This window comes from Mesorhizobium sp. WSM4821 (assembly GCF_055901555.1).
This window is the reverse complement of the sequence record NZ_CM148371.1, coordinates 1520224-1546954: the sequence shown is the minus strand read 5'-3', so window position 1 is coordinate 1546954 and position 26731 is coordinate 1520224. Positions and strand designations below refer to the sequence as shown.

Here is a 26731-nt window from a genome sequence, read left to right as displayed (position 1 = left end):
TATCTTCGCGGAAGAGACGAAGGACATCGATGCCCGCTTTTTCTCCGGCGTGACGGATATTTCCGAGCTGCCGAGCGCCTACAAGAACGCCGCTTCGATGCGCCGCCAGATAGAGCATTTTGGCCTGGCGGAGATCGTCGACGAGGTCATGCCCTATGGCTGCATCATGGCCGGCGACTGGGAAGCCAACGCGCCGTGGCGCAAGAAAAGGGAGGCGCGCTCGCAACAGGGGCGCCAGCCGTAGCGAAGACGTCGCTGGGTGCGAGCAGCAATGCCGCACCCAGTCGCCTTGACCAATTACCGCAGGTTGAACAGGAAGGGCGCGGTACGGGTTATGCGGGAACCGAGTCCCGACGGCGGCGTCGGCACCTTGGCTCCCTGCAATGCGCGGAGCGCGGCACGATCTAGGTCCGGATCACCGGAGGAACCGGCCAACCGGGCCGATAGCACCCGACCCGATGCATCGACCGTAAACGTCACTTTCGGGCTGCCTTGCGCGCCTCGGGCCTTCGCGGCGCTCGGATAGCGAGTATGCCGTCTTATCCACGCACTCAGCTGCGAATTCCACCTCGATGAGTCTCCCCGAGATGCCGAGGTCGCCTTGGCCGATTTCGGGGCGGCCGCCCTGGGCGCGGACTTCGCGGCGACGCTGGCCGTCTTCGTCCGGGGCGATGCGGCCTTGTCCTTTTTCGAAGGCTGCTTGGTCTTTTCGACGGGCTTTTTGACCTTGGCTTCGGCCTGCTTCTTCACCTTGACCGGCGTCTTCGCCTTGGGTTCGACGCGTTTCTTCACCTCGGTCTCGACGGGGGTTTCGACTGGCTTCGGTTGCGGTAGCGGAATGACCACGTCCGGTGCGACGGTCTCGACAATATCAGGCACGACCTCCTCCAGCGGCGGCTGGTCGACCCGCTCCGCCGTGGCCGGCGGTGTGGGCTCGATCGCATCGGTCGCAGCCATTTGCGACGGCTCGGCCGGCGGCTCCGCCTGCTCGACGGGCGACTCGGCCACCGGCTCCGCCGTCTCGACGGGAGGTTCGGGCTCCGTCACCGGCTCCGCCGGATCTGGCGTCACCACATCCGACACGTCAGCCTCCGCCGGCGGCATGATCACCATTGGCGACAGCTCGATCACTTGTGCCGGTGGCGGCCCGCCATCCATCTCGGCCGGTCTCAAGTCTTGCACCGCATAGGCAATCACGACATGCGCCGCGAGGACCACTGCCGCCGCTGCCGCCCACAAGACAATCTGGCGCCCGCCGAAGCGCGGCAGGCCAACCGTGGGTGAAGCGGTGGCCAGCGGTGTCATTGGCCTGTTCCGTCTTGCGGCGCCGGTGTCGCGGCGTCGGCCGCGGGCAAGGTCTCCAGGCCGACCAGTGCGATCTTCAGATAGCCTGCGCCGCGTAGCAGGTTCATCACCTCCATCAGCTCACCATAGCCCACCGCCTTGTCGGCGCGCAGGAAGATGCGCGTCTGCTTGTCGCCTTTTGTCCTGCCGACAAGCGTGGCGGCGAAAGCTTCGCGCGGCACGGTGTCGTTGCCGATCGCCAGGCTGAGATCGTCTTTCAGCGTCAGGAACAGCGGCGTCTCCGGCCGCGGCGCGGGCGTCGCGGTCGAGCCCGGCAGATCGACATTGACGTCCACGGTCGCCAACGGTGCCGCGACCATGAAGATGATCAGCAGGACCAGGATGACGTCGATGAACGGCGTGACGTTGATCTCATGGTTTTCCTCGAGATCGCCGTCAATGTTTTCTCGAATTCTAGCCGCCATGGCGTCGCTCCGTGCTCATTCCGCGGCCATTGGCTTTGCCGGAGCGACAGTGCGGAAATCCAGATCCCGGCTGACCAGCCGTTCGACCCCCGCCGAAGCGTCGGCGAGGATCTGCCTGTAACCGGCTATCGATCGCGCGAAGACGTTGTAGATGACCACCGCCGGGATCGCCGCGACAAGGCCCATCGCGGTGGCCAGCAAAGCCTCCGCGATGCCCGGGGCAACGACGGCGAGATTGGTGGTCTGCGCCTGCGAGATGCCGATGAAGGCGTTCATGATTCCCCAGACCGTGCCGAATAGGCCGACGAAGGGCGCGGTCGAGCCGATCGTCGCCAGCACGCCGGTGCCGCGCGACATGCGCCGCGCCGCCGCCGCCTCGATGCGCGACAAGCGCGAGGTCACGCGTTCCTTCAGCCCGTCGCCGGACACATGATCGAGCGAGCCGGCCGAAAGCGCGGTTTCTTCCTCCGCCGCCCGCACCAGCAGGGTGCCTGGGCAGCTATTGTGACCAAGCGCGCGCCCGGCCTGGTTCAGCGTCGCGGCATTGCCGATCGCTTGTGCCGCGCGGCGGGCGCGCAGCTTGCCGCCAAGGATCTCCAGCGACTTGGCCAGCCATATCGTCCAGGTGACGAAGGACGCAAAGGCCAGCCCGATCATCACTGCTTTCACGACGATGTCGGCCGCCATGAACATGCCCCATGGCGACAGGTCATGCGGCAGGGTCTGAGACGTCGCCGTCGCAGAACCGGTCCCGGTAGGCGTGGTCTCGACAGGCGTGGTCTCGGTGGGCGTGGTCACGCCGGTCTGCGTCGCCGGTGGCACGACTGCGCCCGGCGCAGCCTCTCCAGGCGCGCGAGCGGGCGCCCCGATCGCCGGCGCCGTGCCCGGTTGCTCCTGGGCGGCAGCGCCGCCAGCCGACAGGATGACCGATGCGATCAACGCGGCAAAAAAACCATGTCTGGACAAGGGTTTCTTCCTTATTCTCACGGGTGGCCTCATTGCACATAGCCGATGGGCTGGCCGGTGACGGGATGCGCGAACACGCCCATCTCCACGCCAAAAATTCCTCTGAGCACGTCGCCCTGCATGATCTGGTCCGGCGTGCCGCGCGTCAGCAGCCTGCCGTCTTTCAGCGCGATCAGCTCGTCGCAGTAACGCGCCGCCATGTTGGGATCGTGCAGCACGACGACGACACACAGGTCGCGTTTGCGGCTGAGGTCCCTGACCAGTCCCAGCACCTCGACCTGATGGGCGATGTCGAGCGCCGAGATCGGCTCGTCGAGCAGCATGACGCCGGCATTCTGCGCAACCAGCATGGCCAGCCATGCGCGCTGCCGCTCGCCACCGGACAATTCGTCCACCAGCCGGTCGGTGAAATCCGCCATGTCGGTCAGGACAAGCGCCTCGTCGACATGGCGCCTGTCCTCATGCCCGAAACGGCCAAGCGCGCCGTGCCAGGGATAGCGGCCGAGCGTCGCCAGTTCGCGCACGGTCAGGCCGGTCGCCGCCGGCGTCGTCTGCGGCAGATAGGCCAGCGCGCGGGCGAGTTCTCGGGCGCCCCACTGCACCAGCGGACGCTCCGCGAAGGTGATGCCGCCCGAGCTTGCCGGCTGCTGACGCGCCAAGAGCTTGATCAGCGTCGACTTGCCCGAGCCGTTGTGCCCGATCAGACCGTAGACGCGCGAGCGCTGCAGCTTGAGCGTGACAGGACCGAGCAGCGTCCGCTCGCCGACGGCGAACCGCACCGCTTCGACGTGGAAGGCAGTCTGGGCATGAATTCCTGCCACGGTCTCGGCCTCTCTCCAGTTTCGCGCGCGCATTTCGAAATCCGGTTTGGGCAATCCGGTTTCGGCGCCGATGCCCGGTTGACTATGAAACATGACTTTACTAGTCAACAATGAAGATGACTATTTGAGTCAACAAAATGTCGTGACGCGCCGGATTTGCGTCGAAATTCGAAAAAGTGGGATGCCGAGATGGTGGTTGGTCCTGATCGCGGAACAATTCGGGACGAAATGACTGCGCGCCGAACTTTGCTGTTCGCGGCAATGTCGCTGCCGGCACTGCTTGGCGGCGGCCACGCCGTCGCGCAGGAAGGGACCACCACTCTCGACCCTATCAACGTTCAGGAACGCATCGAAGACGCTTGGGGGCCGGTCGAAGGTTATGTCGCCGGTCGCAGCGCCACCGGCACCAAGACCGACACGCCGCTGATCGAGACGCCGCAGGCAATATCGGTCGTCACCGCCGACCAGATCTCGGCGCAAGGCGCGGAAAATATCGGCAATGCTGTGCGCTACACGGCCGGCGTCGCCGGTGAGATGTGGGGCAACGACACCCGTGGCTACGGCCTGCAGATCCGCGGTTTCGATGTCTGGGACGAATCCTTCTACAAGGACGGTTTACGCCTCAAGGGAACGGATTTCGCGACCTTCCTGTCGCTCGATCCTTATGGCGCGGAACGCATTGAAGTCCTGCATGGTCCCGCCTCGGTGCTCTACGGGCAGAATAGCCCGGGCGGCATCATCAACTACGTCAGCAAGCGCCCGACCGACGAGACGTTTCAGGAGATCGAAGTCAGTGCCGGCAGCTTCGACCGTTATCAGGCCCAATTCGACATGGGCGGCAAGATCGATGAGGCCGGCGTGCTGAGCTACCGGCTGGCCGGGCTTTTCCGCGACGGCGAGATCGACGTCGACCACGTCGACGACGACCGCATTTTTCTTGCGCCGTCGCTCAAATGGCAGCCCGACGCCGACACCAGCCTGACGTTGCTCGCCACCTACCAACGCGACAGAACCGGCTGGGGCATCCAGTTCCTGCCGGCCACCGGAACGGTGTTCCCAGGCTTGGACGGCAAGCGCCTGCCAAACAGCCGTTTCGTCGGCGAGCCGGCGTTCGACGAATTCAACCCGACACTTGCCATGATCGGCTACGAATTCGAGCATCGGTTCAACGACACCTGGATGGTACGGCAGAACGCCCGCTATTCTTATCTCGACAATGACGAGCAGTTTGGCGTGTTTGGCAGCGGCCTCGATCCCGACGGCCACACCTACAATCGTTATGCCGATGCCGGCCGCTCGAGCCTCGGCAACTTTTCGGTCGACAACCAGACCCAGGCGACGTTCGACACCGGGCCGCTCGCCCACACGCTGCTGATGGGCCTCGACTATCAATACACCGACTACAGCGACTGGGGTGCTGAAGGAACGGTCGATCCGATCGGTGACATTTTCGATCCTGTCTATGGCGCGCCGGTCACGGACCTGACGCCCTATCAGGACTCCGAAACGCAGCAGACGCAGGTTGGCCTCTACGCGCAAGACCAGATCAAATACGAAAACTGGGCGCTGACGATCGGCGGCCGCCAGGATTGGTCGAGAAGCGAAACGCTGGACAAGCTTTCGGACAGCACGAGCGAGCAGTCGGACAGCGCTTTCACCGGGCGGGTCGGCCTTATCTACCTCTCCGACATCGGGCTGGCGCCTTATCTCAGCTACTCGACATCATTCTATCCGACGCTCGGGACGGGCACCGACGGCGAAACCTTCAAGCCGGAAACCGGCGAGCAGTACGAGATCGGCGTGAAGTATCAGCCCGAAGGCTGGAACAGTTTCGTCACGGTCGCCGCCTTCGACCTGACGCGCGAGAACGTCGTCCGTGATCTCGGCAACAACAATCGGTTTCAGACCGGCATGATCCGCTCGCGCGGCATCGAAATGGAAGGCGTGGCAAGCCTGGACTCCGGCTGGGACATCAAACTCGCCTACGCCTATATCGACATGGAAATCCTAGACGATTCCGAACGCAATGGCGGCAACATGCCCTATGGCGTGCCGCATCATCGCCTGTCCCTGTGGGGCGACTACACGTTCCATAGCGGCAAACTGGAGGGTTTGGGCTTCGGCGCCGGCGTCCGCTATATCGGTTCGAGTTACGGCGACGACGCGAATTCCTTCGAAGTTCCAGCAGTGACGCTGATCGACGCTGCTATCCACTACGACTGGAAGAACATGAAGTTCCAGCTCAACGCCAGCAACCTGTTCGACAAACAATATGTCTCCACCTGCTTCGATGCCAACTTTGGCTGCTTCTATGGAGAGGGCCGCAAGACCACCGGCTCGATGAAATATCGCTGGTGAGCAAATCGCGGCACCGCACAGGGACCGCCGCCCCCGGCGCGCTCACCAGGCGTGAGTGCATCGGGGCAATCGGGGTATTTGCCGCGGCATGGTGTGGAATGGCATTGCCGGCGCGTGCGGCACGGCCGCCGCGGATCGCCTGCCTCGAATGGACCTCGGCCGAGATGGTTATCTCGCTCGGAATCGGGCCGGTCGCGGTCGCCGACACCAAAGGTTACCGCGACTGGGTCGTGGATCCGGATCTCCCCGCCGGCTGCCTCGATCTCGGCTCGCGCGGCGAGCCCAATCTCGAACTGCTGACCGAATTGCGGCCCGACCTCATCGTCGGCGCCTATGGCTACGGCTTGGACGAAGCTCCGTTCAAGCGGATCGCACCATTGCACACCATACCTTTCTACGACGGTACCGAAGCGCCTTATCGCCAAGCCGAGACTGAAACGCTGAAACTTGGCGCGCGGCTCGGCCGGGAGGCTGAGGCGCAACGGCTTATCCAGGAGACGGCAGCGGCAATCGCCCAGATCAGGGCACAATTTTCGGAACGGGCAAAGCAACCGCTCGCGGTGGTCAGCATGTTCGACGACCGTCACGTCCGCGTCTACGGCAAGGGCAGTCTGTTCCAGGGCGTGTTCGACAGGTTGAGCCTCGCCAATGCCTGGACGGCGCCGACCGATAGCTGGGGCTTTTCCACGGTGGGCATCGAACAGTTGGTCGCGATCGGCGAAGCCCGGCTGATTTGTCTCGATCCGATCCCTCCGCATGTGAAGATTAGGATTGACCAGAGCAGCCTCTGGGCGAATCTTCCTTGCGTCAAAGCCGGCAACGCCAGGACAATCCCGCCGATATGGCCGTTCGGCGGACTTGCCGCCGCTGCCCGTTTTGCAACGCTTGTAACCCGAGCATGACCGCCGCGCGGTCCATGGCCGGCCATCGTGTTCATTTCATGAGAGGCGGCTGGATGCTCGTCGCCCTCGTGGGCGTGTCGGCGGTGCTCGCGGCGTATCTCACCGCTGCTGGGCTTTTGCGCCTGTTGCCCGCCGACATGTGGTGGCAGTCGCTCGGGGCGACGGACGTTGCCGATCCGCGGCAGCTGCTTTACCGCCATGCCTTTCTGCCGCGTCTGGCGATTAGTCTGCTGGCCGGCGCGGCGCTCGCCCTGACCGGCACGCTGCTCCAGCAGGTGCTGCGCAATCCGCTCGCCGAGCCGACGACCATAGGCACCAATGCAGGCGCGACCGTCGCCCTGACGATCGCCACGCTCTACGCGCCGTGGATGCTGGAGCAAGGTCGCGAATGGGTGGCGCTGGCCGGCGGCGCCCTGTCGACGCTGGCGGTTCTGGCTTTGGCCCAGGGCCGGAGTTTTTCGCCGGTCGCGCTCATCATTTCCGGCTTGGTGGTCAGCCTCACATGCAGTTCGGCGAGCGCCCTGCTGATGGCGGCCAATCGCGAGTATTCCGAGGAACTTTTCATTTGGCAGAGCGGTTCGCTGATCCAGAACGGCAACGCCGTGGTGTTCGGGTTCGCGCCATGGCTCGCGGTGACCGGCATTGCCGCGTTCCTCCTACTCCGGCCGCTGCGGCTTCTGGACCTCAGCGACGAGGGAGCGGAAAGTCTCGGGACGAACCCCGCGGTGACGCGGCTGGCGGGGGCGACTGTCGCCGTCGCGCTGAGCAGCATGGTGGTCGCCGCCGTCGGCGTCATCAGCTTCGTGGCGCTTGCGGCGCCGGCGCTCGTCAGGCTCGCCGGCGCACGGACCTTGCGCCAGCGCATGGTCTGGGCGCCCCTCGCAGGCGCCACCCTATTGTGGCTGACCGACCGGCTGGTGCAGGTCCTGCCGTTTGCCTCCGAGATCCCGGCAGGTGTGGCGACTGCTTTTCTCGGTGCGCCGCTGCTGTTTCTTCTTCTGCCGAAATTGCGCGCCAACCCGGATCGGGACGGCGCCACGCTGTCTTGCGTGCGCAGGCGAAGCGGGTGGGTCTATCTCCTGCTCGGGCTCCTCGCGACGGCGCTTCTTCTCTGCGCCGCGCTTGCTGTCGGGCGAGGCGCGGCCGGCTGGCACGTGGCCTCGGCCGCCGAACTTGCCGACCTCCTGCCGCTCAGGGCGCCTCGCATCGCCGTCGCGGTTTCCGCTGGTATGATGCTGGGCGTGGTCGGCACGCTGATGCAGAGGATGACCGGCAATCCGATGGCGGCGCCAGAGGTGCTGGGGGTTTCCGGCGGCGCCTCGCTAGGCATCCTGCTGCTCTTCGTCACGACTTCGACAGTCAGTCGCCCGGCAATGATCGCTGCCGGTCTCGTCGGAGCCCTGGCCAGCCTGGCGATGATTTCGCAGACCGGCCGCCGGCAGCCCGTCGCGAATGATCGGTTGCTGCTTTCCGGTGTCGCCGTGGCGACGATGGCGTCGGCATTCTCGGCGGTGATGCTCGCCAGTGGCGATCCTCGGCTCGACACGCTTATCGCCTGGCTGTCCGGTTCCACCTACCGGGCCACCGCCGCCGACGCCGTAATCGCAGCTGGGACGGCGACCGCGCCGCTGGCCATCGCGCCCCTCATAATCCGCTGGCTGGAAATCCTGCCGCTTGGAGAGGCCGCTTCGCGTGGGCTCGGGCTTGGCCTCCTTCGTGTGCGGCTCATTCTCCTGGTGCTTGTTTCAGTGCCAACGACGATAGCGACGCTTGTCATCGGACCGCTGAGCTTCGTCGGATTGATGGCGCCCCACCTGGCCCGCATGCTCGGGTTCCAACGCGCCTTGCCGGCGCTTTTCGCATCCGCGATCCTCGGCGGCATAATCCTTGTTTCGGCCGACTGGGCCGGCCGGACGCTCATCTTCCCGTGGCAGATTCCGGCGGGTTTGCTGGCTGCACTGGTCGGCGGTCCCTATTTCATTGCGCTGATGCGGAAGGGCCGACAATGAGCGGGGCCTTGGTATATTGCCGCTTGAGCCGTTGCGGCTGTAAGCAACCGACGCAGGCGGCGAGCGGCTTAAATGTGCGCGTCGCGCAATCATGACAGATTTCGTTTCGGCAGAATGATCAGACGCTTCCTTTCCTACTATGCGCCCTGGAAGGGGCTGTTCGCGCTCGATTTCTCCTCTGCGGTGCTCGCTGGCCTGCTCGAGCTCGGCTTTCCGATGGCGGTGCGCTCCTTCGTCGACGACCTTCTGCCGCGCCAGGACTGGACGCTGATCATTGCGGCGGCGGCCGGCCTGCTGCTCATCTATCTGCTCAATACGGTGCTGATGGCGGTGGTCACTTATTGGGGTCATATGCTCGGCATCAACATCGAGACCGAGATGCGGCGAAAGAGCTTCGACCACCTCCAGAAACTGTCCTTCCGCTTTTACGACAACCATAAGACCGGTCATCTCGTCGGCCGCGTCACCAAGGATCTCGAGGAAATCGGCGAGGTTGCGCATCACGGCCCGGAGGACCTGTTCATCGCCGGCATGACCTTCGTCGGCGCCTTCGCGCTGATGTTCGTGGTCAATGTTCCCCTGGCGCTGGTCACGGCGGCGATCGTGCCTGTCATCGCCTGGGTGACCATCCGCTATGGCGACCGCATGGAGCGCAGCTGGCAGGCGCTCTATGGCCGCGTCGGCGACTTCAACGTGCGCATCGAGGAGAATGTCGGCGGCATGCGCGTGGTCCAGGCCTTCGCCAACGAGGAGCATGAGCGGACGCTGTTCGCGCATGACAACCGGCGCTACCGCCAGACCAAGCTCGACGCCTATCGCATATGGCGGCCAGCAATTCGCTGAGCTATATGGGCATCCGGCTGATCCAGCTCGTGGTCATGATCGCCGGCAGCTATCTCGTCATATCAGGCAGCCTCAGCAATGGCGGCTTCGTCGGGTTCCTGCTGCTCGTCGGCGTCTTCGTGCGGCCGATCGAGAAGATCAACTCGGTCATCGAGACCTATCCGAAAGGCATTGCCGGCTTCCGCCGGTACACGGAACTTCTCGACACCGAACCCGACATCGCCGACCGCCCCGGCGCCAAGGCCGTCAGCGGCCTCGTCGGCGACTTAGACTACCGCGATGTCAGCTTCGGCTATGGCGGTGGCAAGCCGGTGCTGAAAGGCATCGACCTGTCGATCCGGGCCGGCGAGACCATCGCCTTCGTCGGCCCGTCCGGCGCCGGCAAGACCACCATCTGCTCGCTGCTGCCGCGCTTCTACGAGGTCGATTCCGGCGCGATCAGCATCGACGGCATCGACATCAGAGACATGACGCTTGCCTCGCTGCGCGGCCAGATCGGCATCGTCCAGCAGGACGTGTTCCTGTTTGGCGGCACGGCCCGCGAGAACATCGCCTACGGCCGGCTCGATGCGACCGACGAAGCCATCGCCGACGCTGCCCGGCGGGCCCAGCTCGACGGCATGATATCAGGACTGCCGGCCGGCTACGACACCATCATCGGCGAGCGCGGCGTCAAACTTTCCGGCGGCCAGAAGCAGCGGCTGGCAATCGCGCGCATGTTCCTGAAGAACCCGCCGATCCTCATCCTCGACGAGGCGACGTCGGCGCTCGACACCGAGACCGAGCGAGAGATCCAGAAGGCGCTGTCCGAGCTTGCCGACGGCCGCACCACGCTGGTCATCGCCCACCGGCTGGCGACGATCCGCGGCGCCGACCGCATCGTCGTCGTGTCCGATAGGGGCATTGTCGAGCAGGGTTCGCACGGCGAGCTGATCCGCGCTGGCGGCGTCTATCGGAGGCTGCATGACGCCCAGCACCCTGCATCGCATTGATCCTACCAAGCCATCCCGCTCCGCGGGACGGAATGGCTTTCATTCCGCAGGGTAGCTCACCCTGCGGCGCGTGCTTCGGGCGCGCAAAAGCGCACCGGGATTCGCTTCATTCAACTCCGGAATTCTGAAAGCGGCAGGTCGCTATCCCGTAAGTCGAGACCCGATGGCTGGGGTCCCCAAGAATCAGGGAATCAGGCCCAAAACGACTGCCCCGGTGAACACGAACGCAAGGGCAAAGACGAGATAGGCAAAGGCGCCTGCGTAGGCAGGCCGCCAAGTCTGGTCGGAACCCAGCTTCTGGCCTTTGGCCATCTGGGCGTTCTGGATATAGGACATGTCGACCTCCGTCTGGGTATTTAATCTATAAAATTAGTAGACTTTGTCGAGTTCTATTTTTCTGCGATTCTTAGAATGAATTGCCCAGAACCTGCCATAAATTGGTTTTTCCTACTGAATTTCGCTGCGCTGAACCAGCCGGCGCGAATCCGCCTTGCCAACACGACCTGTCGCCGCCGTCGACGTCACGGGCTGGCGAAGCGATCTCCTATCTGCTGGGCGGCACGTAAGCTTCCAGACCGAACAGCATCAGGGCGAGCGACACCATGAAGAAGCCAACAGCCGCGCCGAGCGCAATCCGGGCGTATAGTTTGTAAACGTCGCTCAAGACGGTGCCGAAAACCCGTCGCGCCGAGCCATCGGCCGGGCGCGATTTCTCGTCGAGATAGAGCCAGACTTCGGTGTGCTTGGGATTCTTGATGCCGGCGGTCATTGCTTTCCACACCAGTGCCAATGCCATGGTCAGCGTAAGGAACGCGCCGGACCTAAAGGCAGATACCGGGTTGAAGGAGAAGCCGATCATGACACAGCCGATGGCAAGCGATCCGAACATTACGGCGCGCCCGATGCACTCCACAGCTACCCGCCTGATCTCGTTCATCGGCTGCCTCGGCAACAAACTGGCCAAGAATGTGTAAATGCTTCGACCATATCAAGTCACTTTAAGGCGAATGGACACGCCGGCGCAGTTCCGGCCGACCCCGGCGCATCGTTGCGAACGCCATAGCCTGAAATTCAGCCGTCGACGCGGCCGGCCGGCGCGCCTTATGCTGCAAGACATCCGGCAGGGAGGCTTTCGGCAATGTCGAAGGGGACGGGAATGAAGCGGGCGACCGGCGCGACACCACTGATAGCCATAGCGGCTGCGGCTGTCGACACCGAAACAACTGGGCTCGACACCACAAAGGCACGCGTGGTCCAGATTGGCGCGATCGGCATCGCGCATGGCAAGGTCGTCCGGGAACCTCAGTTCAATCTCCTCATCGATCCTGGTGAAGCGATCCCGGCTGAGGCCTCGCTCATCCACGGCATCACCGATGCCGATGTTGACGGAGCCGGGAGCTTCTTGGATGCATGGACGAAATTCCAGGAGTTCGCTGGAGACCGCATCCTCGTCGGCCACTCGATCGGCTTCGACCTTGCCGTGTTGAAACGCGAATGCCGACGCGCCAACTTGCCATGGAAAAAGCCTCGGTCGCTCTGCGTCCGGCTTCTTGCAACCATAGCAAATCCCGATCTGGCAGACCATTCGCTGGAAATGATCGCCGCCTGGCTTCGCCTGGAGATAGCTGGCCGCCATTCGGCCCTGGGCGATGCGATCGCCGCGGGAGCCATCTTTGCTGCGTTGATTCCGGAATTGCGCAAGCGCAACATCCGAACACTCGGAGAGGCCGAGGTCGCCTGCCTCGCCCTTTCGCACACTCTCGAAGCCGGCCATCGCGCCGGCTGGGTTGAACCGGTGTCGCGACCCCAGGTTCCCGCGTTTCAGCCGGTAGATCCCTATGCCTATCGCCATCGTGTCGGCGGACTTATGAGCGACCCGCCAGTCGTAGTGAAATCGACCAAGCCGACAAGGCAGGTCATCGACCTTATGGTGAAGCACAAGATCAGCTCGGTCCTCGTGTCCGACCGAGGAACGCCAGATCGACCGATCGAGGAGTATGGCATCGTTACCGAGCGTGATCTGATGCGCCGCATATCATCCGACGCCGAGCGCGTTTTTGACCTGCCGATCGGAAGCATCGCAACACGGCCGCTGATAAGCATCCGCGCCGCCGCATTCGCTTATCGAGCGATCGGGCGCATGGATCGGCTGAAAATTCGCCACCTCGCCGTCCGCGACAATGGGGGCCTGCTGGTCGGCATGCTTTCGGCACGCGACCTGCTGAGGCTCCGCGCCACCGCGGCCATCAATCTCGATGACACGATCGAGCATGCCAAGGACGTCGCCGAATTGGCGGCCGCCTGGTCGATGCTGCCGGGCGTCGCGCGTTCGCTCGTTGGCGAGGAGATCGACCCGCGCGTCGTGGCGGAAATCATCAGCGAGGAACTCTGTTCGCTTACGCGCCGCGCCGCTGTACTTGCGGAACAACACATGCGGACCGAAGGCCACGGCCCGCCGCCCTGTGCCTACGCCGTGCTCGTGCTCGGCTCCGGCGGCCGTGGCGAGAGCCTGATGGCACCAGACCAGGACAACGCAATCGTCTTCGCACATGGCGAGCCGGACGGGCCGGAAGACAGCTGGTTCAAGAATCTCGGCGCCAAGCTCGCCGACATGCTCGACGTATCAGGCGTGCCGTATTGCAAAGGCGGGGTAATGGCCGCGAATGCGGCATTCCGCGGAAGTCTCGACACTTGGAAGGGGCGCGTCGAAGATTGGGTTCGCCGCCTACGGCCGGAGGACCTCCTCAATGTCGATATCGTCTACGACCTGAGGCCGGTTCACGGCGACATGACGCTGGCCGACCAGTTCATCGAACATGCATATGACCGCGGCCACGCCGAGCCGGTGTTCGCCAAGCTTCTCGGCGAGCAGATAACAGCCGGCAATCCCTTCACTCTTTTTGGTGGCTTTCAACTTGAAAATGGCCGGCTGGACATCAAGAAGCATGGCCTTTTTCCGATCGTTGCGACCGCACGTAGTCTTGCAATCCGCCACGGCATCCGCGAGCGGAGCACACGTGCCCGGTTCGAGAAACTCGTCGCGTTGGACATTGGCGGCGAGCGCGACATGAAGGCAATGCTGGCTGGCCATGCCATGCTGATCGGATTTCTGCTCGGTCAGCAGACGCATGACATCTACGCCGGCATTCCTGCCTCCAACCGCATCGCGATCGATGCCCTTACGCGCGAGCAGCAGGCAGAGCTCAAGCGTCTCATCAAGCGCCTCCAGTCAGCACCCGATCTGGTGCGGGACCTGATGTTCGCGTAACCGGCGACACTCGACCGGGAACAAAGCCGAGAGAGGTATCGACGCGCAGGAACAAAGCTCAGATGCGCGCGGCGGCAAGCAGTTCGTCGACCAGGGCGCTGCGGTCAGCCTGCGCAAGAAAATCCTCATGCGCGCGCAGCAGATTCATTCTCAGGAAGTTGAAAATGTAGTCGTAGTCGTTGGTCAGGAGATTGGGGTGGATCGGGACCGCCTCGAAAACCGTTCGCGCCAGCGGCTCGGGGATTTCACGCACCGGCCGGGACGGACCGGCCTGCGTGGCGGCGAGGCGCTGTCGTGTCAGCTCGGCGGCGCCCTCCCAGAAGGTGGGAGGCGAACCCTCCGGAACGGCATATTTGGAGAAGCTCGCCAGGGCCACCTTTTCCAGCGCCGCTGGCAGGCCTCGCTGGCGCAAGCCGGCGGGTTCGCGCAGAGCACCCTCCACCATTTCCGCCACGATGGCGTAGCAGGCAGGGTAGGCGCGCCAGCGCGAATGGTTTAGCGCCGCCTGGAATTCCTTCTCGCTGAACAGCTTCTGCCAATAGACCCCTGCCCTGACGCGGCAGAACTCGACGATGCTTTTCTGCGCCAGGAAGGCAGCGCGCGAATCCATGAAGTCAGCCAGTTCGCCGACGTTGCGGATCGGCTGCGGCTTGCGCAGGAACTCGGGCAACAGATCGTCTAGCAGGCCCATGGCGCTCTCCCTTCGGTTTTGTTTTCAACCGATATCGACCGTTTAGCCGTCGCAGCCCCGCGCCGCCAGTCAACTCTCACCGATTCTAAAGTCGTATGAACAGCAGCGATAAGAAGTGTTACCTCTACAAAGTTACGGTCGGCTGATTCTATACCTGGTCGCAACATATGCCGGAGGGCTTCCGCGCTAGCGGAAGAGGCAAGCTTTAAACGGCGCCTTGCGGTCGAGACGGTTCGCAAGCTGCTTAACCAAGGGAGGGTTCAACGCTATGGCGACGCCAGACCGCGTAAACTATTGGAACAAGACCAGAGGCCTCATGTTCGTCATGCTGGGCCTGTGGGTGTTCTTCGGTTACTTCATCCACCTGTTCGCGGTGCAACTCAACAACATCGTCATTTTTGGCTTTCCGCTCGGCTTCTACATGGCCGCTCAGGGTTCGCTCATCGCCTTCGTCGTCATGCTGTTCTGGTTCGCCCGTAAGCAAAACAGCATCGACGAAGAGCATAACGTCGCTGAAGATTGAGGGGGGAACTTCAATGGCTAACACGACAGCTACCACGGCAGGCGGAGGCGACTTCACCTCCAATCTCGGTCGCATCTACGGCATCTACACCGGCGGCTTCATAGCCTTCATCATCCTGATGGCTATCTTGAGCGCCATGGGCGTCCCCAACAGAATCATCGGCTATCTGTTTGTGGCGTTCACGATCACAATCTATGCCGTCATCGGCATTCTCAGCCGCACCATGCAGGTCGGCGAGTACTACGTGGCGGGGCGTAGGGTCCCGGCGATCTACAATGGCATGGCGACCGGCGCCGACTGGATGTCAGGCGCGTCCTTCGTCGGCATGGCCGGCACGCTTTATCTGCTCGGCTATGACGGCCTCGCCTTCGTGCTGGGCTGGACCGGCGGCTACGTGCTCGTGGCCATCCTCGTTGCGCCCTATCTGCGCAAATTCGGCGCCTACACGGTTCCAGACTTCCTGTCGGCGCGCTATGGCGGCAATCTGGCGCGCTTCATCGGCGTGATCGTGCTCTTCTCTTGCTCTTTCACTTATGTGGTGGCGCAGATCTATGCGACCGGCATCATCTCGGCACGCTTCCTCGGCCTCGACTTCAACGTCGCAGTCTATGTCGGCCTTGCGGGCATCCTGGTCTGCTCAATGCTGGGCGGCATGCGCGCCGTCACCTGGACGCAGGTCGCACAGTACATCGTGCTCATCATCGCCTACCTGATCCCCGCCATATGGATGTCCACCGTGAAAACCGGCGTGCCGATCCCGCAATTGATGCAGGGCCAGGCACTCGCGAGCATCACCGCGCTTGAAACGGCGCAGAACATCGCGACGCATCATATCACGCCGTTCGTGCATGGCGGCTACAATGCGCTCAACTACTTCTTGCTTATTCTCTGCCTGATGGTCGGTACGGCATCCCTGCCGCACGTCCTCATGCGGTATTTCACCACTCCGTCGGTGCGTGAAGCGCGTGTCTCCGTCGCCTGGTCGCTGCTGTTCATTTTCATCCTCTACTTCACGGCGCCGGCCTATGCGGCGTTCGCCAAATGGACGATGCTTGACCTGGTGGCATCGGGCCTGACGCCCGAAAACATCAGCGAGAAAGCCGGATGGATGATGCGCTGGGCGGCAGCCGACGGCACGCTCGTACAGATCTGCGGCAAGGCTGCCACTGACGCCGCAGCGATTGCAGCTGCCTGCGCCGAAAAGGGTGTGACGGCACTTTCCTTTGCCGACATCAACCTCAACGCAGACATGATCGTGCTGGCCACGCCCGAAATGGCCGGCATGCCTTACGTCATCTCGGGCCTCGTTGCCGCCGGCGGTCTTGCCGCCGCGCTGTCGACGGCGGATGGCCTGCTGCTAGCCATCGCCAACGCGCTCAGCCACGACATCTACTACAAGATGATCGACCAGAATGCCCCGACCGCCCGCCGTCTGGTGGTATCGCGTGTATTGCTCGTGCTCGTGGCCATCGCCGCCGCCTACGTGGCGTCGACCAAGCCGGGCGACATCCTCGCTATGGTGTCGTGGGCATTCTCGCTCGCCGCCGCGGGCTTGTTCCCCGCGCTGGTGCTCGGCGTTTGGTGGAAGCGCACGAACTCTGCCGGCGCCGTCGCGGGCATGATCGCCGGTTTCGGCATCTGCCTCTATTATTTGCTCGGTACCCGCTACGGCGCGGTAGGATTCTACGAAATGTGGAGTGGGCTGTCCGCGGCACCGGCTGACGCCGTTGCGAAATATGCCGAGCTGAAGACGGCTTGGGCTTCTGCGGCTCCGGACGCGCAAGCCGCTGCATGGGTGGCGCTCGACAAGCACGCCCAGACCATCGCCAACTGGTGGGGTGTCAAGAACCTGTCGGCAGCCGCGTTCGGCCTGCCCGTCGGCTTCCTGGTCATGATCGTTGTCTCCAGGCTGACCAGGGAACCATCTTTGGCAATGCAGGAGTTCATCGAGGAACTGCGCATACCTCGCGGCAAGCAGATGATGGAAGAAAAGACCGCCTGATCCCGCATAGGGACCGGCGCTCGAAGCGGGGTCCGGCGACGGACCCCGCTTTCATTTCGGGGACGCCGCTGTCATAACGCGGCGGCGCCGCTCCCTTGGACAATTCCATATGAACAATTTCTGGTCCTACTGGTATTTCCACATACCGAATTTCATCCTTGCCGCCGTGATGTACACGCTGATGGGGCGTCTCCTGCTCGGCCTCTTCGTGCCCGAAAGCTGGGACAACTACATCTGGCGCTTCTTCAAGGCAGTCACGGATCCGTTCCTGCGTATCGTGCGAACCATCACGCCGTCGATCCTGACCCAGCCGGTGGTGATCGTCTTCAGCGTGCTCTGGCTTATGGCCTTGCGGGTGGGCTATCTTGCCTTGCTGATCAATTTCGGCATTGCGCCGATGGCTTCACAAGGTGGTTGAGGCAATGGGCAAAAACGCTCTTGTGCCTGTCATGGCGGTCGCCATCGTCAACGGTATTTTTTCGCCGTGGGTGCTGATGGTGGTCCTGCTCTATCCGGTCTGGTATCCGGGCTGGGCGCCTCCCCTAAGTCAGATCGTTTACATGGCAAGTGCGCTGATCCTGTCGACGGTGACCATTATGCTCGCCGGCGTGCCGGCGGCGCTTTATGAGCGCTGGTCGGCGCAGCCCAGGAGTATCGTCGTCTCGTCTATCTGGCTTGCCGGCACGGTTTTATTGACGCTGCCGGCGCTGCCGAATGTGATGCGGGCGCTTAGCGGCGGCTGAATTCCCTTTGAACCGGGCTGGATCGACTTCACAGCCGCAACCCGCGCATATCAGCCTGCGATGGATTCGAGCCGACCGGGGCGAGCGGCTTTCCCCTCGCCATTTGAAGGGGAAGCGGAATACCGGCCACGGCCATATTGCCGTGGCGTACAGTCCATGACCCTCTTGAAGGCCGTGCGGAAAGCGCTTTCGGATTCGTAGCCGAGCGACAGGGCAATGACGGAGATTGGATCGCTGGAATTCGCCAGCCTGTCGCCCGCCAGCAGCATTCGCCAGTTCGTCAGGTACTCCATCGGTGACGTCCCAACCATCTCTTTGAATTTCAGGGCAAAGGTCGAGCGCGACATGCCGGCACGCTCCGCCAGTTCCTGTAATGTCCAGCGATGCGCCGGATCGTCGTGCATGGCGTTGATCGCAGCGCTCATCTGCTTGTCCGCGAGGGCGAAAAACCATCCGACGCCATCTCCCAGCCCTTCCGCCAGATGCAGGCGCAGGGCCTGAACCAACATCATGTGGGCGAGGTGCTGCGCTACCAGAAAACCGCCCGGCTGCGGCTCGCGCAGCTCCTGCATCATCCGCTCCACCGACCAGCGCAGCGCCGCCTGATCCGTTTCTTTCCGGATATGCACGATGGGCGGCAGCATTCCCAACAGGATGCCGGCATGATTGCCGCTGACGGCGAAGCGGCTGCCGACAAGAAAGAAATCACCGCCGCCATTATACGTCACCACGCCGCCAGCGCGCGCCGGGGGAAAAATCGTGCCGGCGTCAACAGGCGTCAAAGCCATGTCGCTTGCCAGCCGGAAAGGTCGCCCGCTCGGCAGCACGAAACAGTCCCCTTTCTCCAGGCGCACCGTGTCGGGAACGCCCTCCACGGAGAGCCAGCACCCGCCGGAAACCACGGCGTAGCATTTGATGCGTTCGTGCTGGTCCGAGAACTGGATCGACCAGTTTCCACCCGCGTCGAAGCCAGCGGACACATGACTGCGTGGCTTCAGCAGCGACAGAACATCTGAGAGCGGATCCATGGGCGTTCCGGACGATTGCGATGATATTGCGGACTTTACAGCATAGACCGCATTCCCTCAATTGGATATTTAATAACAACGTCTCCGTCATGTGGAAAATTGCGAAGTAATAATCGGAATATTTTAAACATTAAGACGCTATCGCTATGAGTAATTGAGTAAATCTCTATGGGTAACGTAGAAATAGTCACCGCCACTGGGATGACATACCAGGTTATTGCGCCAGATAAGGAACAGGAGTCATGACAGCGTTCAGGATCAATGGACGGGCGGTGGATCTCGCCGCCGAGCCGGATACGCCGCTCTTGTGGGTGATACGAGAGCATCTGAAACTAACCGGCACCAAATTCGGCTGCGGCATCGCCCAATGTGGAGCCTGCACCGTTCACGTCGACGGCGAGCCGACGCGCTCCTGCATAACCCTGCTTGAGGACGTGGCCGGCAGGGAGGTGACGACGATCGAAGGTCTGTCGCCGGATGCCAGCCATCCGCTGCAGCAGGCCTGGATCGCCGAGCAGGTTCCGCAATGCGGCTATTGCCAATCCGGTCAGATCATGCAGGCGGCGGCGCTCCTCAACAGCAACCCCAACCCCAACCGCAACCAGATCGTCGAACACATGGACGGCAACATCTGCCGCTGCGGGACCTATGTGCGAATCATCAGCGCCATTCAGCGCGCCGCACGGGAGGCCTGAGCCATGACCGGAACGTTGCAGCTTCACACCAGAGCGCTCTCGCGGCGTAGTTTCCTCATCACGGTCGGCGCCAGCGGCATCGCGGTTGCGTTCGGCGGTCAGGATGCCTCGGGCGCCAGCGTGGCGCCGGCGGTCGAGGGCAGCTACCGGCCGAACGCCTGGCTGACCATCGCGGCCGACGGCACGGTAACGATCATGTCACCCGCCTCCGAGATGGGGCAAGGCATCATGACGACGCTACCGCTGCTGATCGCCGAGGATATGGACGCCGATTGGGACAAGGTTCGCGTCGTCCAGGCTCCGTCCGACGCGGAGAAGTACGGCAACCCAGGCTTTTACGGCGTACAGCTTACCGGCGGCAGCGAATCCACGCGGGGTTACTACACTATGCTGCGCCTGGTCGGCGCCCAGACCCGCAAGGTGATCCTGGCAAGTGCCGCCGCCATGCTCAACGTTTCGGTGGGCGAACTCACCACGGAGCCGAACCGGGTCGTGCACGCGCGGTCGGGCCGCTCGCTCGACTACGGCGAGGTCGCCGCGGCCGGCGCGCTTCCCGATCCGTTGCCGCAGGCGACCGATGCCGATCTGAAGCCGAGCGATCAATGGCGCTATATCGGAAATCTGACGGTACCGCGTGTCGACGTGCCCTCGAAGGTCGACGGCACCGCGATCTTCGGCATCGACGTGCAGCTTCCGGACATGCTCTACGGAGCGGTGCTGCGGGCGCCGGTTCAGGGCGAGCAGCCGGAAAACATCGACGATGCCGAAGCCAGGGCCGTGCCGGGCATCATGCACATCGTCCCGCTGCCCTACGGCGTCGGCATCATCGGCGAAACGGTCGAGGCGACGAGGCAGGCCAAGGATCTGCTCGACGTTACGTGGAGTACGTCATCGCGGATCCGCAATTATAACAGTGACCGTCTGTTGGAGACGTATCGCAGCGTTGGCCGCGACCTCGCCCACACCGGCGTCAGCGCTGCCACGGAAGGCGATGCACAGACCGCGATCTCGAAGGCCGCTACGGTCATCGAGGTCGATTACATGAGCGACCATGTTCACCACGCGACCATGGAGCCGATGAACGCCACGGCGCTCGTGACGGCCGACAGGGTTGAAGTCTGGGCGCCGACGCAAGGCCCGACGGGCACCCAGGGCTTTGCCGCGGAGGTGGCCGGCACCAGCCCTGACAAGGTCAAGGTGAACACCACCTTGCTCGGCGGCGGCTTTGGTCGCAAAGCCGAGGCCGACTTCATCATCGATGCGGTGTCGCTCGCCAAGGCGGTGCAAGGCCGCCCGGTCAAGGTCATCTGGAGCCGCGAGGACGACGTCCAGCATGGCAAGTACCGGCCGCTCGAGGCGCAACATGTGCAGGTCGGGCTCGATGCCGCCGGCAACATCGTCGGCTGGCGGCACCGCATCGTGGCGGATTCCATTTTTGCCCGCACGATGCCTCAGCTGTTCGAGAGCGAAGGCGGCCACGACAGCGTAGTGACCGAGGGCGCGCATTTCAACTATGCCGTCCCTGCGCATCAGATCGAGTATATCCGCCAGGACAACGGCCTGGACCTAGGCTTCTGGTTCGGGGTCGGGGTTGGCTATACCAGGTTCGGCATCGAATGTGTCATCGACGAAATCGCCACCGCCAAGAGCGTCGACCCCGTGGCGCTTCGGCTGGAGCTCCTGAAGGACCAGCCGCGGGCCCGCAAGGTCGTCGAGACCGTCGCCCAGATGGCGGAATGGAACCGCCAACGTGACGGGCGGGCGCTGGGCGTCGCCTATTCCGATGCCTTTGGCTCCCATTGCGCTGAGATCGCCGAGGTGTCGCTTGACCGGGAGACCGGCGAGATCCGCGTCCACACCGTGTGGTGCGCTGTCGATCCGGGAACAGCGGTACAGCCGCGCAACATCGAGGCACTGATGATTACCGGGATCACAGGCGGTGCCAGCCATGCGTTGTTCGAGCAGATCAACATCGTCAATGGTGAGGTGCAGGAATCGAATTTCGACACCTATCGAGTGATACGCATGTCCGAGGCGCCCGATATCAAGGTCACCGTGATTCCAACGCCCGGAAATCCGATTGGGGGCATCGGCCAGGTCGGCCTGCCGCCGATCGGTCCCGCGATCGCCAACGCGGTGGCGCGGCTCACCGGTGGCGTGCGGCTCCGGCACTATCCGTTCCTGCCGGAGCGGGTGCTGGAGGCGCTCAACGCCTGAATTTGGAGGTGCTCGACGCCGCTCATCGCGGCGGCGATCGACATTTCGCCCGGTCTGTCAGCGTTCTTCCCGTCGGAACGGCTTGAGTAGCGCCGAGGGTGCGACGGCATTGCGCGACATCACCGCCATGGCGACGATGGTGAAGATGAAGGGCAGCATCAGGAACGCCTCGTAAGGGATATGGCCGAGCCCGCTCGCCTGCATGCGCAACTGCAAGGCGTCGACGAAGGCAAACAGCAAAGCGGCCCCCGCCGAACGCCAGGGATCCCAGCGGCCGAAGACGACGAGCGCGATCGCCACCCAGCCGCGCCCCGAGACGAGGCCGAAGGTAAAGGCGTTGAACTGCACCATCGACAGGAAGGCGCCGGCCAGCCCCATCAGCGCGCCGCCGAGGATCACCGCCTGGAAGCGTGTGGCGATCACGCTGACGCCCGCCGAATCGGCGGCGCGCGGATTTTCGCCGACCATGCGCACGGACAGGCCCCACGGCGTCCGGTAGAGCACGAAGGCGGCCAGAGGAACGGCCAGCATCGCCATGTAGACCAGCGAAAACTGGTTGAACACCGCCGGTCCAAGCACCGGGATATCGGAGAGAACAGGGATCGGCAGCGTTTCGAAACTCTTGATGCTCGGCGGCACCGATTGCTGGCCGAAGATCAGCCGGTAGAGGAAATAGGCTAGCCCCGAGGAGAACAACGTGACGCCGATGCCGCAGACATGCTGGCTGAGGCCGAGCGCCACCGTGAACAGCGCATGCAGGCCACCCATCACCGCCCCGGTCAGCACCGCCGCAAGCACGCCGAGCCACAGGCTGCCGCTGAGGCTGGTCGCCGTGAAGCCGGTCATCGCCGACAACAGCATGATGCCTTCGATGCCGAGATTGAGCACGCCGGCCCGCTCGGAGAACATTTCGCCCAGCGTCGCAAAGGCCAAAGGCGTGGCGATGCGGATGATCGCGGCCAGGAAGCCGACCTGGAAGATCTGTTCGAGCACCACGCTCATTTTGCTGTCCCCACGCGGCGGATGCGGTAGGCCGTGAACAGCAGCGCCACCAGCATGGCGAGCAGCGCGGTTCCCTGGATGACGTCGCTAAGGAAGGCCGGAACGCCAGTGGCTCGCGACATCGCCTCGGCGCCGGTCATGACGGCGGCGAGGAAGAGCGCCGCCGGCACCACGCCGAGCGGGTTGAGCCTCGCCAGCATGGCGACGACGATGCCGGAATAGCCATAGCCCGGCGAGATGTCGCTCATTACCTGGAAATGCACGCCGCCGACCTCGCCGACGCCGGCAAGTCCGGCCAGCGCGCCGGACAGCAGCGCGGTCGAGATCAGCACGCGCTCGACATGGATGCCGCCATAGCGCGCGGCTTCGGGATTCTCGCCGATGACCCTGATCCGGAAACCGAGCGTTGTACGCACGATCAGGAACCAGATCAGCGGCGCGGCAATGAACGCCGCCACGACGCCGAGATGCAGCCGCGTGCCCTCGAGCAGCACCGGGAAATTCGCTGAATCCTCGATCGGCGGCGAGATCGGGTAGCCGCTGAAACTGTCCTTCCACGGGCCCTCGATCAGCGCCATCAGGGCGTAGAAGATGACCGAGTTGAGCAACAGCGAGCTGACCACGTCATCAACCCTGAATTTTACCCGCAGCGTCGCCGGCACCAAGGCGACCACCGCGCCGGCGCCAGCGCCAGCCACCGCCATGAGCAGCATGGCGAGCGGCCCCGGCATCGGGATGGCGCCGACCGCGCAGCTCGCCACCGCCCCGGCCAGCAACTGACCCTCCGCGCCGATGTTCCAGAACTTGGCGCGGAAGGCGACGGCGATGGCAAGCCCGGTGAAAATCATCGGTGTTGCGCGCACCAGCGTTTCGGTGATCGCGTAGCTGTCGCCGAGCGATGCCGAAAACATCACGGCATAGGCCTCGATCACGCCGGCGCCGGCCAGTGCGATCAGACCGCTGCACAGCACCAGCGTCGCACCGATCGCCAACAGCGGCAGAGCGAGATTGAACCAGGCGGGCGTTGAGGTGCGGGCCTCCAGGCGGAACATCAGCTGTGGCCCTCCGCCCCGGTCATCATCAGGCCGAGCCGCGCGATCGTAGCCTCGGCGCTGTCGAGCGTGCCGGCGATGCGCCCCTCATACATCACCGCAATGCGGTCGCAGAGCATAAGCAGCTCTTCGAGATCCTCACCGATGACGATGATGCCGCAGCCCTTGGCCCGCATGGCAAGGAACTTTTCGTGGATGAAGCGCGCAGCGCCGATGTCGAGGCCGCGCGTCGGCTGCGATACGATCAGCACCTTCGGATCGAAGGCGAGTTCGCGCGCCAAGAGCGCCTTCTGCAGATTGCCGCCGGACAGGGCGCCTGCCCGCGTCATCGGCCCGGGGCAGCGTATGTCGTAGGCCTTGATCTGCGCTTCAGCGAAGGCACGGATCGCATCCGGCTTGAGCAGGCCGTTGCGACTGAACGCCACCGTGCCGATGCGCGGCAGCACCATAGAATCGGCGAGCGCCAGATTGGTGACGAGCCCGGTCGTCATCCGGTCTTCCGGGATGCGCCCGAGACCGAGCGCCTGCACCTCGCGCGGCGAGAATCGCGAGACAATTTTGCCGGCTATCGTCATCTGGCCGGCATCGGGCGAAAGCACGCCGGAGATCACCTCGGCCAGCGCCCGCTGGCCATTGCCCGAGACGCCGGCAATACCGAGGATCTCGCCCGCGCGGACGAAGAGCGAGACATCGGCGAGCGGCATGCCGGAATGGCGCAACGTCGAAATGCCGTCCAGGGTCAGCACCGCGGCACCTGGCGTCGATGGTCCCCTGGCCGGCGGAACGATCTCGTGGCCGCACATCAGCCGCGCCATCTCCGCGGAAGTGGTGCTGGCGGGGGCATCGACACGCCCGGTCACGCGGCCATGCCGCAACACCACACAGCGATGGGTCAGCGCCCGCACCTCGTTGAGCTTGTGCGAGATGAAGATGATGCCGAGGCCCTGGGCCGCCATCGACCGCAGCGCCGAAAACAGCCCGTCGACCTCTGTCGGCGCCAGCACCGCCGTTGGCTCGTCGAGGATCAGCAGCCTTGCGCCGCGAAACAGCGCCTTGACGATTTCGAGTCGCTGCTGCTCACCGACCGACAATGCCGAGACGGGAAGGTCCGGATCGAGCGTGAGCCCGTGCTGCCGGCCGATCTCGCCCAACCGCGCCAGCCCGCCGGCGCGTTCGATGCGGCCCGATTTGCCGGGAATGCCGATCAGCAGGTTTTCCAGCACCGACAGCCGAGGAGCGAGATGGAAATGCTGGTGCACCATGCCGATGCCGGCGGCGAGCGCATCGGCCGAACTGTTGATCGTCACCGGCCGGCCCTGGATCAGGATATCACCGGCGTCCGGTGCATAGGCGCCGAACAACACGTTCATCAGCGTCGTCTTGCCGGCGCCGTTCTCGCCGAGCAGCCCGAGGATTTCGCCGGGCGCCACGCTGAGATCGACGGCTTCGTTCGCCTTGACGGCGCCGAAGCTCTTGGAGATGCCGCGCATTTCGATGAGAGGGGCGGGCGTTGACAAGGGCACTCCTGAGGGGGATAGCGCGGACACCCTCCCCTCGAGGGGAGGGTGCCGAGCGAAGCGAGGCGGGAGGGGTCGCCTCAGCCGCCTCGACGTTTGACTGAGAAAGATGGAGCGCGTCGCAGCGGACCCCACCCGGCCCTGCGGACCACCCTCCCCTCAAGGCGGAGGGGTAGGTCGCTCTAATCCGAAACCGGCGTGTTCTCATCCACATCGACGCGGAAATTGCCGTCGAGGATCTCGGCCTTTTTCTTCTCGACCAACTCCTTGACGTCGGCGGGCAGCGTCTCTTCGAATTTGTGGTAGGGCGCCAGCGAGGAACCGCCCTTGGCCATGCGCGAGAAATCGCCGTAGTCCTGAGCGGTGAAGACACCCGCCTTGACCAGTTTGATCGCCTGCTGGACCGTCGGGTACATGTCCCATACCGGCCCGGTGATCACCGTGTCGGGGGCGAGGCTCGACTGGTCGGACATGTTGGAGATGGCGAGGATCTTCCTCTCCGCCGCCGCTTCGATGACGCCGAAGCGTTCGGCATAGATCACGTCGACGCCGGCGTCGATCTGGGCGATCGCAGCTTCCTTGGCCTTCGGCGGGTCGAAGAAGGAGCCGATGAAGGCGACCTTCCTCTTGATGTCCGGATTGACCTCCCTGGCACCCGCGAAGAAGGCGTTGACCAGCCGGTTGACCTCGGGAATGCCCATCGCCGCGACGGCGCCGATCGTGCCTGATTTCGACATCTTTCCGGCGATCAGGCCGGAGAGATAGGCCGGCTCGTGGATCCAGTTGTCGAAGACGCCGAAATTCGGCTCGGCCGGCCCGGCGCCGGAGCCGAACAGGAAGGCGACCTTCGGAAACTGCTTGGCCGTGCGGCGGGATTCCCGTTCGGCGGCGAAAGCATCGCCCAGCACCAGTTCGTAGCCGCCTTGCGCATATTCGCGCATGACACGGCTGAAATCGGCCGTCTGCACCTTCTCCGACCATTTGTATTCGATGCCGAGTTCCTTCTCGGCCCTCTGCAGGGCGACATGGATCTGGTGGTCCCATGGCTCCTCGATCGGCGTGGCGAAGATCGCCGCCACCTTCAGCTTCTTGTCCTGCGCCAAGGCACGACCCGGCAGCATGGCTGCCGCCAGACCGAGCGCGCCTAGTTCCAGCACATCGCGTCGCGAAAGCCGTTCGCGTTTCGATTGGATTCTGCTCTTCCCATTTTCCATTGCATGCCCCTCTGATTGACGCCGTGTCGAGCCGGCTTTGTTCTCTGGAATGTCAGCTTAGGGACTATGGAACGGCGTCCGACCTTTGTCCACATGGTCAAATTTTTCGGCGCAGAGCT

Annotated in this window: 22 protein-coding genes and 2 pseudogenes; 12 read left to right on the top strand and 12 right to left on the bottom strand. The window is 63.6% G+C overall.

The genetic code is table 11. The features are described 5' to 3' along the window. Positions 1-13: 13 nt before the first annotated feature. A pseudogene (locus tag AC0NID_RS07310) lies at positions 14-244 on the top strand (RtcB family protein); the annotation flags it as partial. 53 nt (positions 245-297) lie between these two features. Here AC0NID_RS07310 and AC0NID_RS07305 read toward each other — a convergent pair. From AC0NID_RS07305 to AC0NID_RS07290, 4 genes are read right to left on the bottom strand one after another with little or no spacing between them, the layout of a single operon-like run. Further along, complete coding sequence (locus AC0NID_RS07305) at positions 298-1305, bottom strand: TonB family protein (RefSeq protein ID WP_473452229.1); 1008 nt, start codon at positions 1303-1305, stop codon at positions 298-300. Then, entirely contained in the window at positions 1302-1769 is a 468-nt protein-coding gene (gene exbD, locus AC0NID_RS07300; protein WP_473452228.1) for a TonB system transport protein ExbD, read from the bottom strand. The genes AC0NID_RS07305 and exbD overlap by 4 nt, the downstream gene beginning before the upstream one ends. A gap of 15 nt (positions 1770-1784) precedes the next feature. Next, positions 1785-2735, bottom strand: a complete 951-nt coding sequence (gene exbB, locus AC0NID_RS07295) for a tonB-system energizer ExbB (protein ID WP_473452226.1) — start codon at positions 2733-2735, stop codon at positions 1785-1787. Positions 2736-2764: 29 nt separating this feature from the next. Then, entirely contained in the window at positions 2765-3589 is an 825-nt protein-coding gene (locus AC0NID_RS07290; protein ID WP_473452224.1) for an ATP-binding cassette domain-containing protein, read from the bottom strand. Positions 3590-3784: 195 nt separating this feature from the next. On the opposite strand from AC0NID_RS07290, the gene AC0NID_RS07285 reads away from it, so the two are divergent. The 4 genes and pseudogenes from AC0NID_RS07285 (at position 3785) to AC0NID_RS07270 (ending at position 10660) form a co-directional block, all read left to right on the top strand. Continuing rightward, entirely contained in the window at positions 3785-5914 is a 2130-nt protein-coding gene (locus AC0NID_RS07285; protein WP_473452222.1) for a TonB-dependent siderophore receptor, read from the top strand. Next, on the top strand, positions 5911-6816 hold the full coding sequence (locus AC0NID_RS07280; RefSeq protein WP_473452220.1) for an ABC transporter substrate-binding protein: 906 nt from the start codon (positions 5911-5913) through the stop codon (positions 6814-6816). Before AC0NID_RS07285 ends, AC0NID_RS07280 begins: the two co-directional genes overlap by 4 nt. 53 nt (positions 6817-6869) lie before the next feature. After that, the gene (fhuB, locus tag AC0NID_RS07275; RefSeq protein WP_473452219.1) at positions 6870-8825 is read left to right on the top strand and encodes a Fe(3+)-hydroxamate ABC transporter permease FhuB; all 1956 of its coding nucleotides are present in this window, start codon (positions 6870-6872) and stop codon (positions 8823-8825) included. Positions 8826-8939: 114 nt separating this feature from the next. Continuing rightward, positions 8940-10660 (top strand): annotated as a pseudogene (locus tag AC0NID_RS07270) (ABC transporter ATP-binding protein). A 183-nt stretch (positions 10661-10843) separates the two neighbouring features. Here the strand turns inward: AC0NID_RS07270 and AC0NID_RS07265 are convergent. Beyond that, a complete protein-coding gene (locus AC0NID_RS07265) occupies positions 10844-10996 on the bottom strand; it encodes a hypothetical protein (protein WP_473452217.1) in 153 nt (50 codons plus the stop codon). 208 nt (positions 10997-11204) lie between these two features. Next, positions 11205-11597, bottom strand: coding sequence for a hypothetical protein (locus AC0NID_RS07260; RefSeq protein WP_473452215.1), 393 nt, complete (start codon positions 11595-11597; stop codon positions 11205-11207). Between the two features lie 219 nt (positions 11598-11816). On the opposite strand from AC0NID_RS07260, the gene AC0NID_RS07255 reads away from it, so the two are divergent. Further along, entirely contained in the window at positions 11817-13928 is a 2112-nt protein-coding gene (locus AC0NID_RS07255) for a DUF294 nucleotidyltransferase-like domain-containing protein (protein ID WP_473452214.1), read from the top strand. 58 nt (positions 13929-13986) lie between these two features. On the opposite strand, the gene AC0NID_RS07250 is transcribed toward AC0NID_RS07255, so the two are convergent. Beyond that, positions 13987-14619, bottom strand: a complete 633-nt coding sequence (locus AC0NID_RS07250) for a hypothetical protein (protein ID WP_473452212.1) — start codon at positions 14617-14619, stop codon at positions 13987-13989. Positions 14620-14887: 268 nt separating this feature from the next. Here AC0NID_RS07250 and AC0NID_RS07245 point away from each other — a divergent pair, with 268 nt between their 5' ends. The 4 genes from AC0NID_RS07245 (at position 14888) to AC0NID_RS07230 (ending at position 17887) form a co-directional block, all read left to right on the top strand. After that, the gene (locus AC0NID_RS07245; protein WP_473452210.1) at positions 14888-15142 is read left to right on the top strand and encodes a DUF4212 domain-containing protein; all 255 of its coding nucleotides are present in this window, start codon (positions 14888-14890) and stop codon (positions 15140-15142) included. Positions 15143-15155: 13 nt separating this feature from the next. Continuing rightward, positions 15156-17144, top strand: coding sequence for a sodium:solute symporter family protein (locus AC0NID_RS07240; RefSeq protein ID WP_473452207.1), 1989 nt, complete (start codon positions 15156-15158; stop codon positions 17142-17144). A 109-nt stretch (positions 17145-17253) separates the two neighbouring features. After that, positions 17254-17562 carry a YggT family protein gene (locus AC0NID_RS07235; protein WP_145718536.1) on the top strand — a complete coding sequence of 103 codons (309 nt, stop codon included), beginning with the start codon at positions 17254-17256 and terminating at the stop codon, positions 17560-17562. A 4-nt stretch (positions 17563-17566) separates the two neighbouring features. Continuing rightward, the gene (locus tag AC0NID_RS07230) at positions 17567-17887 is read left to right on the top strand and encodes a hypothetical protein (RefSeq protein ID WP_473452205.1); all 321 of its coding nucleotides are present in this window, start codon (positions 17567-17569) and stop codon (positions 17885-17887) included. A gap of 50 nt (positions 17888-17937) precedes the next feature. On the opposite strand, the gene AC0NID_RS07225 is transcribed toward AC0NID_RS07230, so the two are convergent. Further along, positions 17938-18915, bottom strand: coding sequence for an AraC family transcriptional regulator (locus AC0NID_RS07225; protein WP_473452203.1), 978 nt, complete (start codon positions 18913-18915; stop codon positions 17938-17940). Positions 18916-19157: 242 nt separating this feature from the next. On the opposite strand from AC0NID_RS07225, the gene AC0NID_RS07220 reads away from it, so the two are divergent. Then, on the top strand, positions 19158-19610 hold the full coding sequence (locus AC0NID_RS07220; RefSeq protein ID WP_473452201.1) for a (2Fe-2S)-binding protein: 453 nt from the start codon (positions 19158-19160) through the stop codon (positions 19608-19610). A 3-nt stretch (positions 19611-19613) separates the two neighbouring features. Next, positions 19614-21827 carry a xanthine dehydrogenase family protein molybdopterin-binding subunit gene (locus AC0NID_RS07215; protein WP_473452200.1) on the top strand — a complete coding sequence of 738 codons (2214 nt, stop codon included), beginning with the start codon at positions 19614-19616 and terminating at the stop codon, positions 21825-21827. 57 nt (positions 21828-21884) lie between these two features. Here AC0NID_RS07215 and AC0NID_RS07210 read toward each other — a convergent pair whose 3' ends face one another. The 4 genes from AC0NID_RS07210 to AC0NID_RS07195 all read right to left on the bottom strand — a co-directional run bounded on the left by AC0NID_RS07210 (position 21885) and on the right by AC0NID_RS07195 (position 26612). Continuing rightward, positions 21885-22829 (bottom strand): ABC transporter permease, encoded by a 945-nt coding sequence (locus AC0NID_RS07210; protein ID WP_473452198.1) that lies wholly within the window; start codon positions 22827-22829, stop codon positions 21885-21887. Then, positions 22826-23881 (bottom strand): ABC transporter permease, encoded by a 1056-nt coding sequence (locus AC0NID_RS07205; RefSeq protein ID WP_473452197.1) that lies wholly within the window; start codon positions 23879-23881, stop codon positions 22826-22828. Before AC0NID_RS07205 ends, AC0NID_RS07210 begins: the two co-directional genes overlap by 4 nt. Further along, entirely contained in the window at positions 23881-25371 is a 1491-nt protein-coding gene (locus AC0NID_RS07200) for an ABC transporter ATP-binding protein (RefSeq protein ID WP_473452653.1), read from the bottom strand. Before AC0NID_RS07200 ends, AC0NID_RS07205 begins: the two co-directional genes overlap by 1 nt. A gap of 209 nt (positions 25372-25580) precedes the next feature. Beyond that, entirely contained in the window at positions 25581-26612 is a 1032-nt protein-coding gene (locus tag AC0NID_RS07195; RefSeq protein ID WP_473452195.1) for a BMP family protein, read from the bottom strand. Positions 26613-26731: the final 119 nt, after the last annotated feature.

Coding starts and splice junctions, on each gene's coding strand:
- AC0NID_RS07305 (WP_473452229.1), bottom strand. CDS start 1,305: ATGACACCGCTGGCCACCGCTTCACCCACGGTTGGCCTGCCGCGCTTC.
- exbD (WP_473452228.1), bottom strand. CDS start 1,769: ATGGCGGCTAGAATTCGAGAAAACATTGACGGCGATCTCGAGGAAAAC.
- AC0NID_RS07290 (WP_473452224.1), bottom strand. CDS start 3,589: ATGCGCGCGCGAAACTGGAGAGAGGCCGAGACCGTGGCAGGAATTCAT.
- AC0NID_RS07285 (WP_473452222.1), top strand. CDS start 3,785: ATGACTGCGCGCCGAACTTTGCTGTTCGCGGCAATGTCGCTGCCGGCA.
- fhuB (WP_473452219.1), top strand. CDS start 6,870: ATGCTCGTCGCCCTCGTGGGCGTGTCGGCGGTGCTCGCGGCGTATCTC.
- AC0NID_RS07265 (WP_473452217.1), bottom strand. CDS start 10,996: ATGTCCTATATCCAGAACGCCCAGATGGCCAAAGGCCAGAAGCTGGGT.
- AC0NID_RS07260 (WP_473452215.1), bottom strand. CDS start 11,597: ATGAACGAGATCAGGCGGGTAGCTGTGGAGTGCATCGGGCGCGCCGTA.
- AC0NID_RS07255 (WP_473452214.1), top strand. CDS start 11,817: ATGAAGCGGGCGACCGGCGCGACACCACTGATAGCCATAGCGGCTGCG.
- AC0NID_RS07250 (WP_473452212.1), bottom strand. CDS start 14,619: ATGGGCCTGCTAGACGATCTGTTGCCCGAGTTCCTGCGCAAGCCGCAG.
- AC0NID_RS07245 (WP_473452210.1), top strand. CDS start 14,888: ATGGCGACGCCAGACCGCGTAAACTATTGGAACAAGACCAGAGGCCTC.
- AC0NID_RS07240 (WP_473452207.1), top strand. CDS start 15,156: ATGGCTAACACGACAGCTACCACGGCAGGCGGAGGCGACTTCACCTCC.
- AC0NID_RS07235 (WP_145718536.1), top strand. CDS start 17,254: ATGAACAATTTCTGGTCCTACTGGTATTTCCACATACCGAATTTCATC.
- AC0NID_RS07230 (WP_473452205.1), top strand. CDS start 17,567: ATGGGCAAAAACGCTCTTGTGCCTGTCATGGCGGTCGCCATCGTCAAC.
- AC0NID_RS07225 (WP_473452203.1), bottom strand. CDS start 18,915: ATGGATCCGCTCTCAGATGTTCTGTCGCTGCTGAAGCCACGCAGTCAT.
- AC0NID_RS07220 (WP_473452201.1), top strand. CDS start 19,158: ATGACAGCGTTCAGGATCAATGGACGGGCGGTGGATCTCGCCGCCGAG.
- AC0NID_RS07215 (WP_473452200.1), top strand. CDS start 19,614: ATGACCGGAACGTTGCAGCTTCACACCAGAGCGCTCTCGCGGCGTAGT.
- AC0NID_RS07210 (WP_473452198.1), bottom strand. CDS start 22,829: ATGAGCGTGGTGCTCGAACAGATCTTCCAGGTCGGCTTCCTGGCCGCG.
- AC0NID_RS07205 (WP_473452197.1), bottom strand. CDS start 23,881: ATGTTCCGCCTGGAGGCCCGCACCTCAACGCCCGCCTGGTTCAATCTC.
- AC0NID_RS07200 (WP_473452653.1), bottom strand. CDS start 25,371: ATGCGCGGCATCTCCAAGAGCTTCGGCGCCGTCAAGGCGAACGAAGCC.
- AC0NID_RS07195 (WP_473452195.1), bottom strand. CDS start 26,612: ATGGAAAATGGGAAGAGCAGAATCCAATCGAAACGCGAACGGCTTTCG.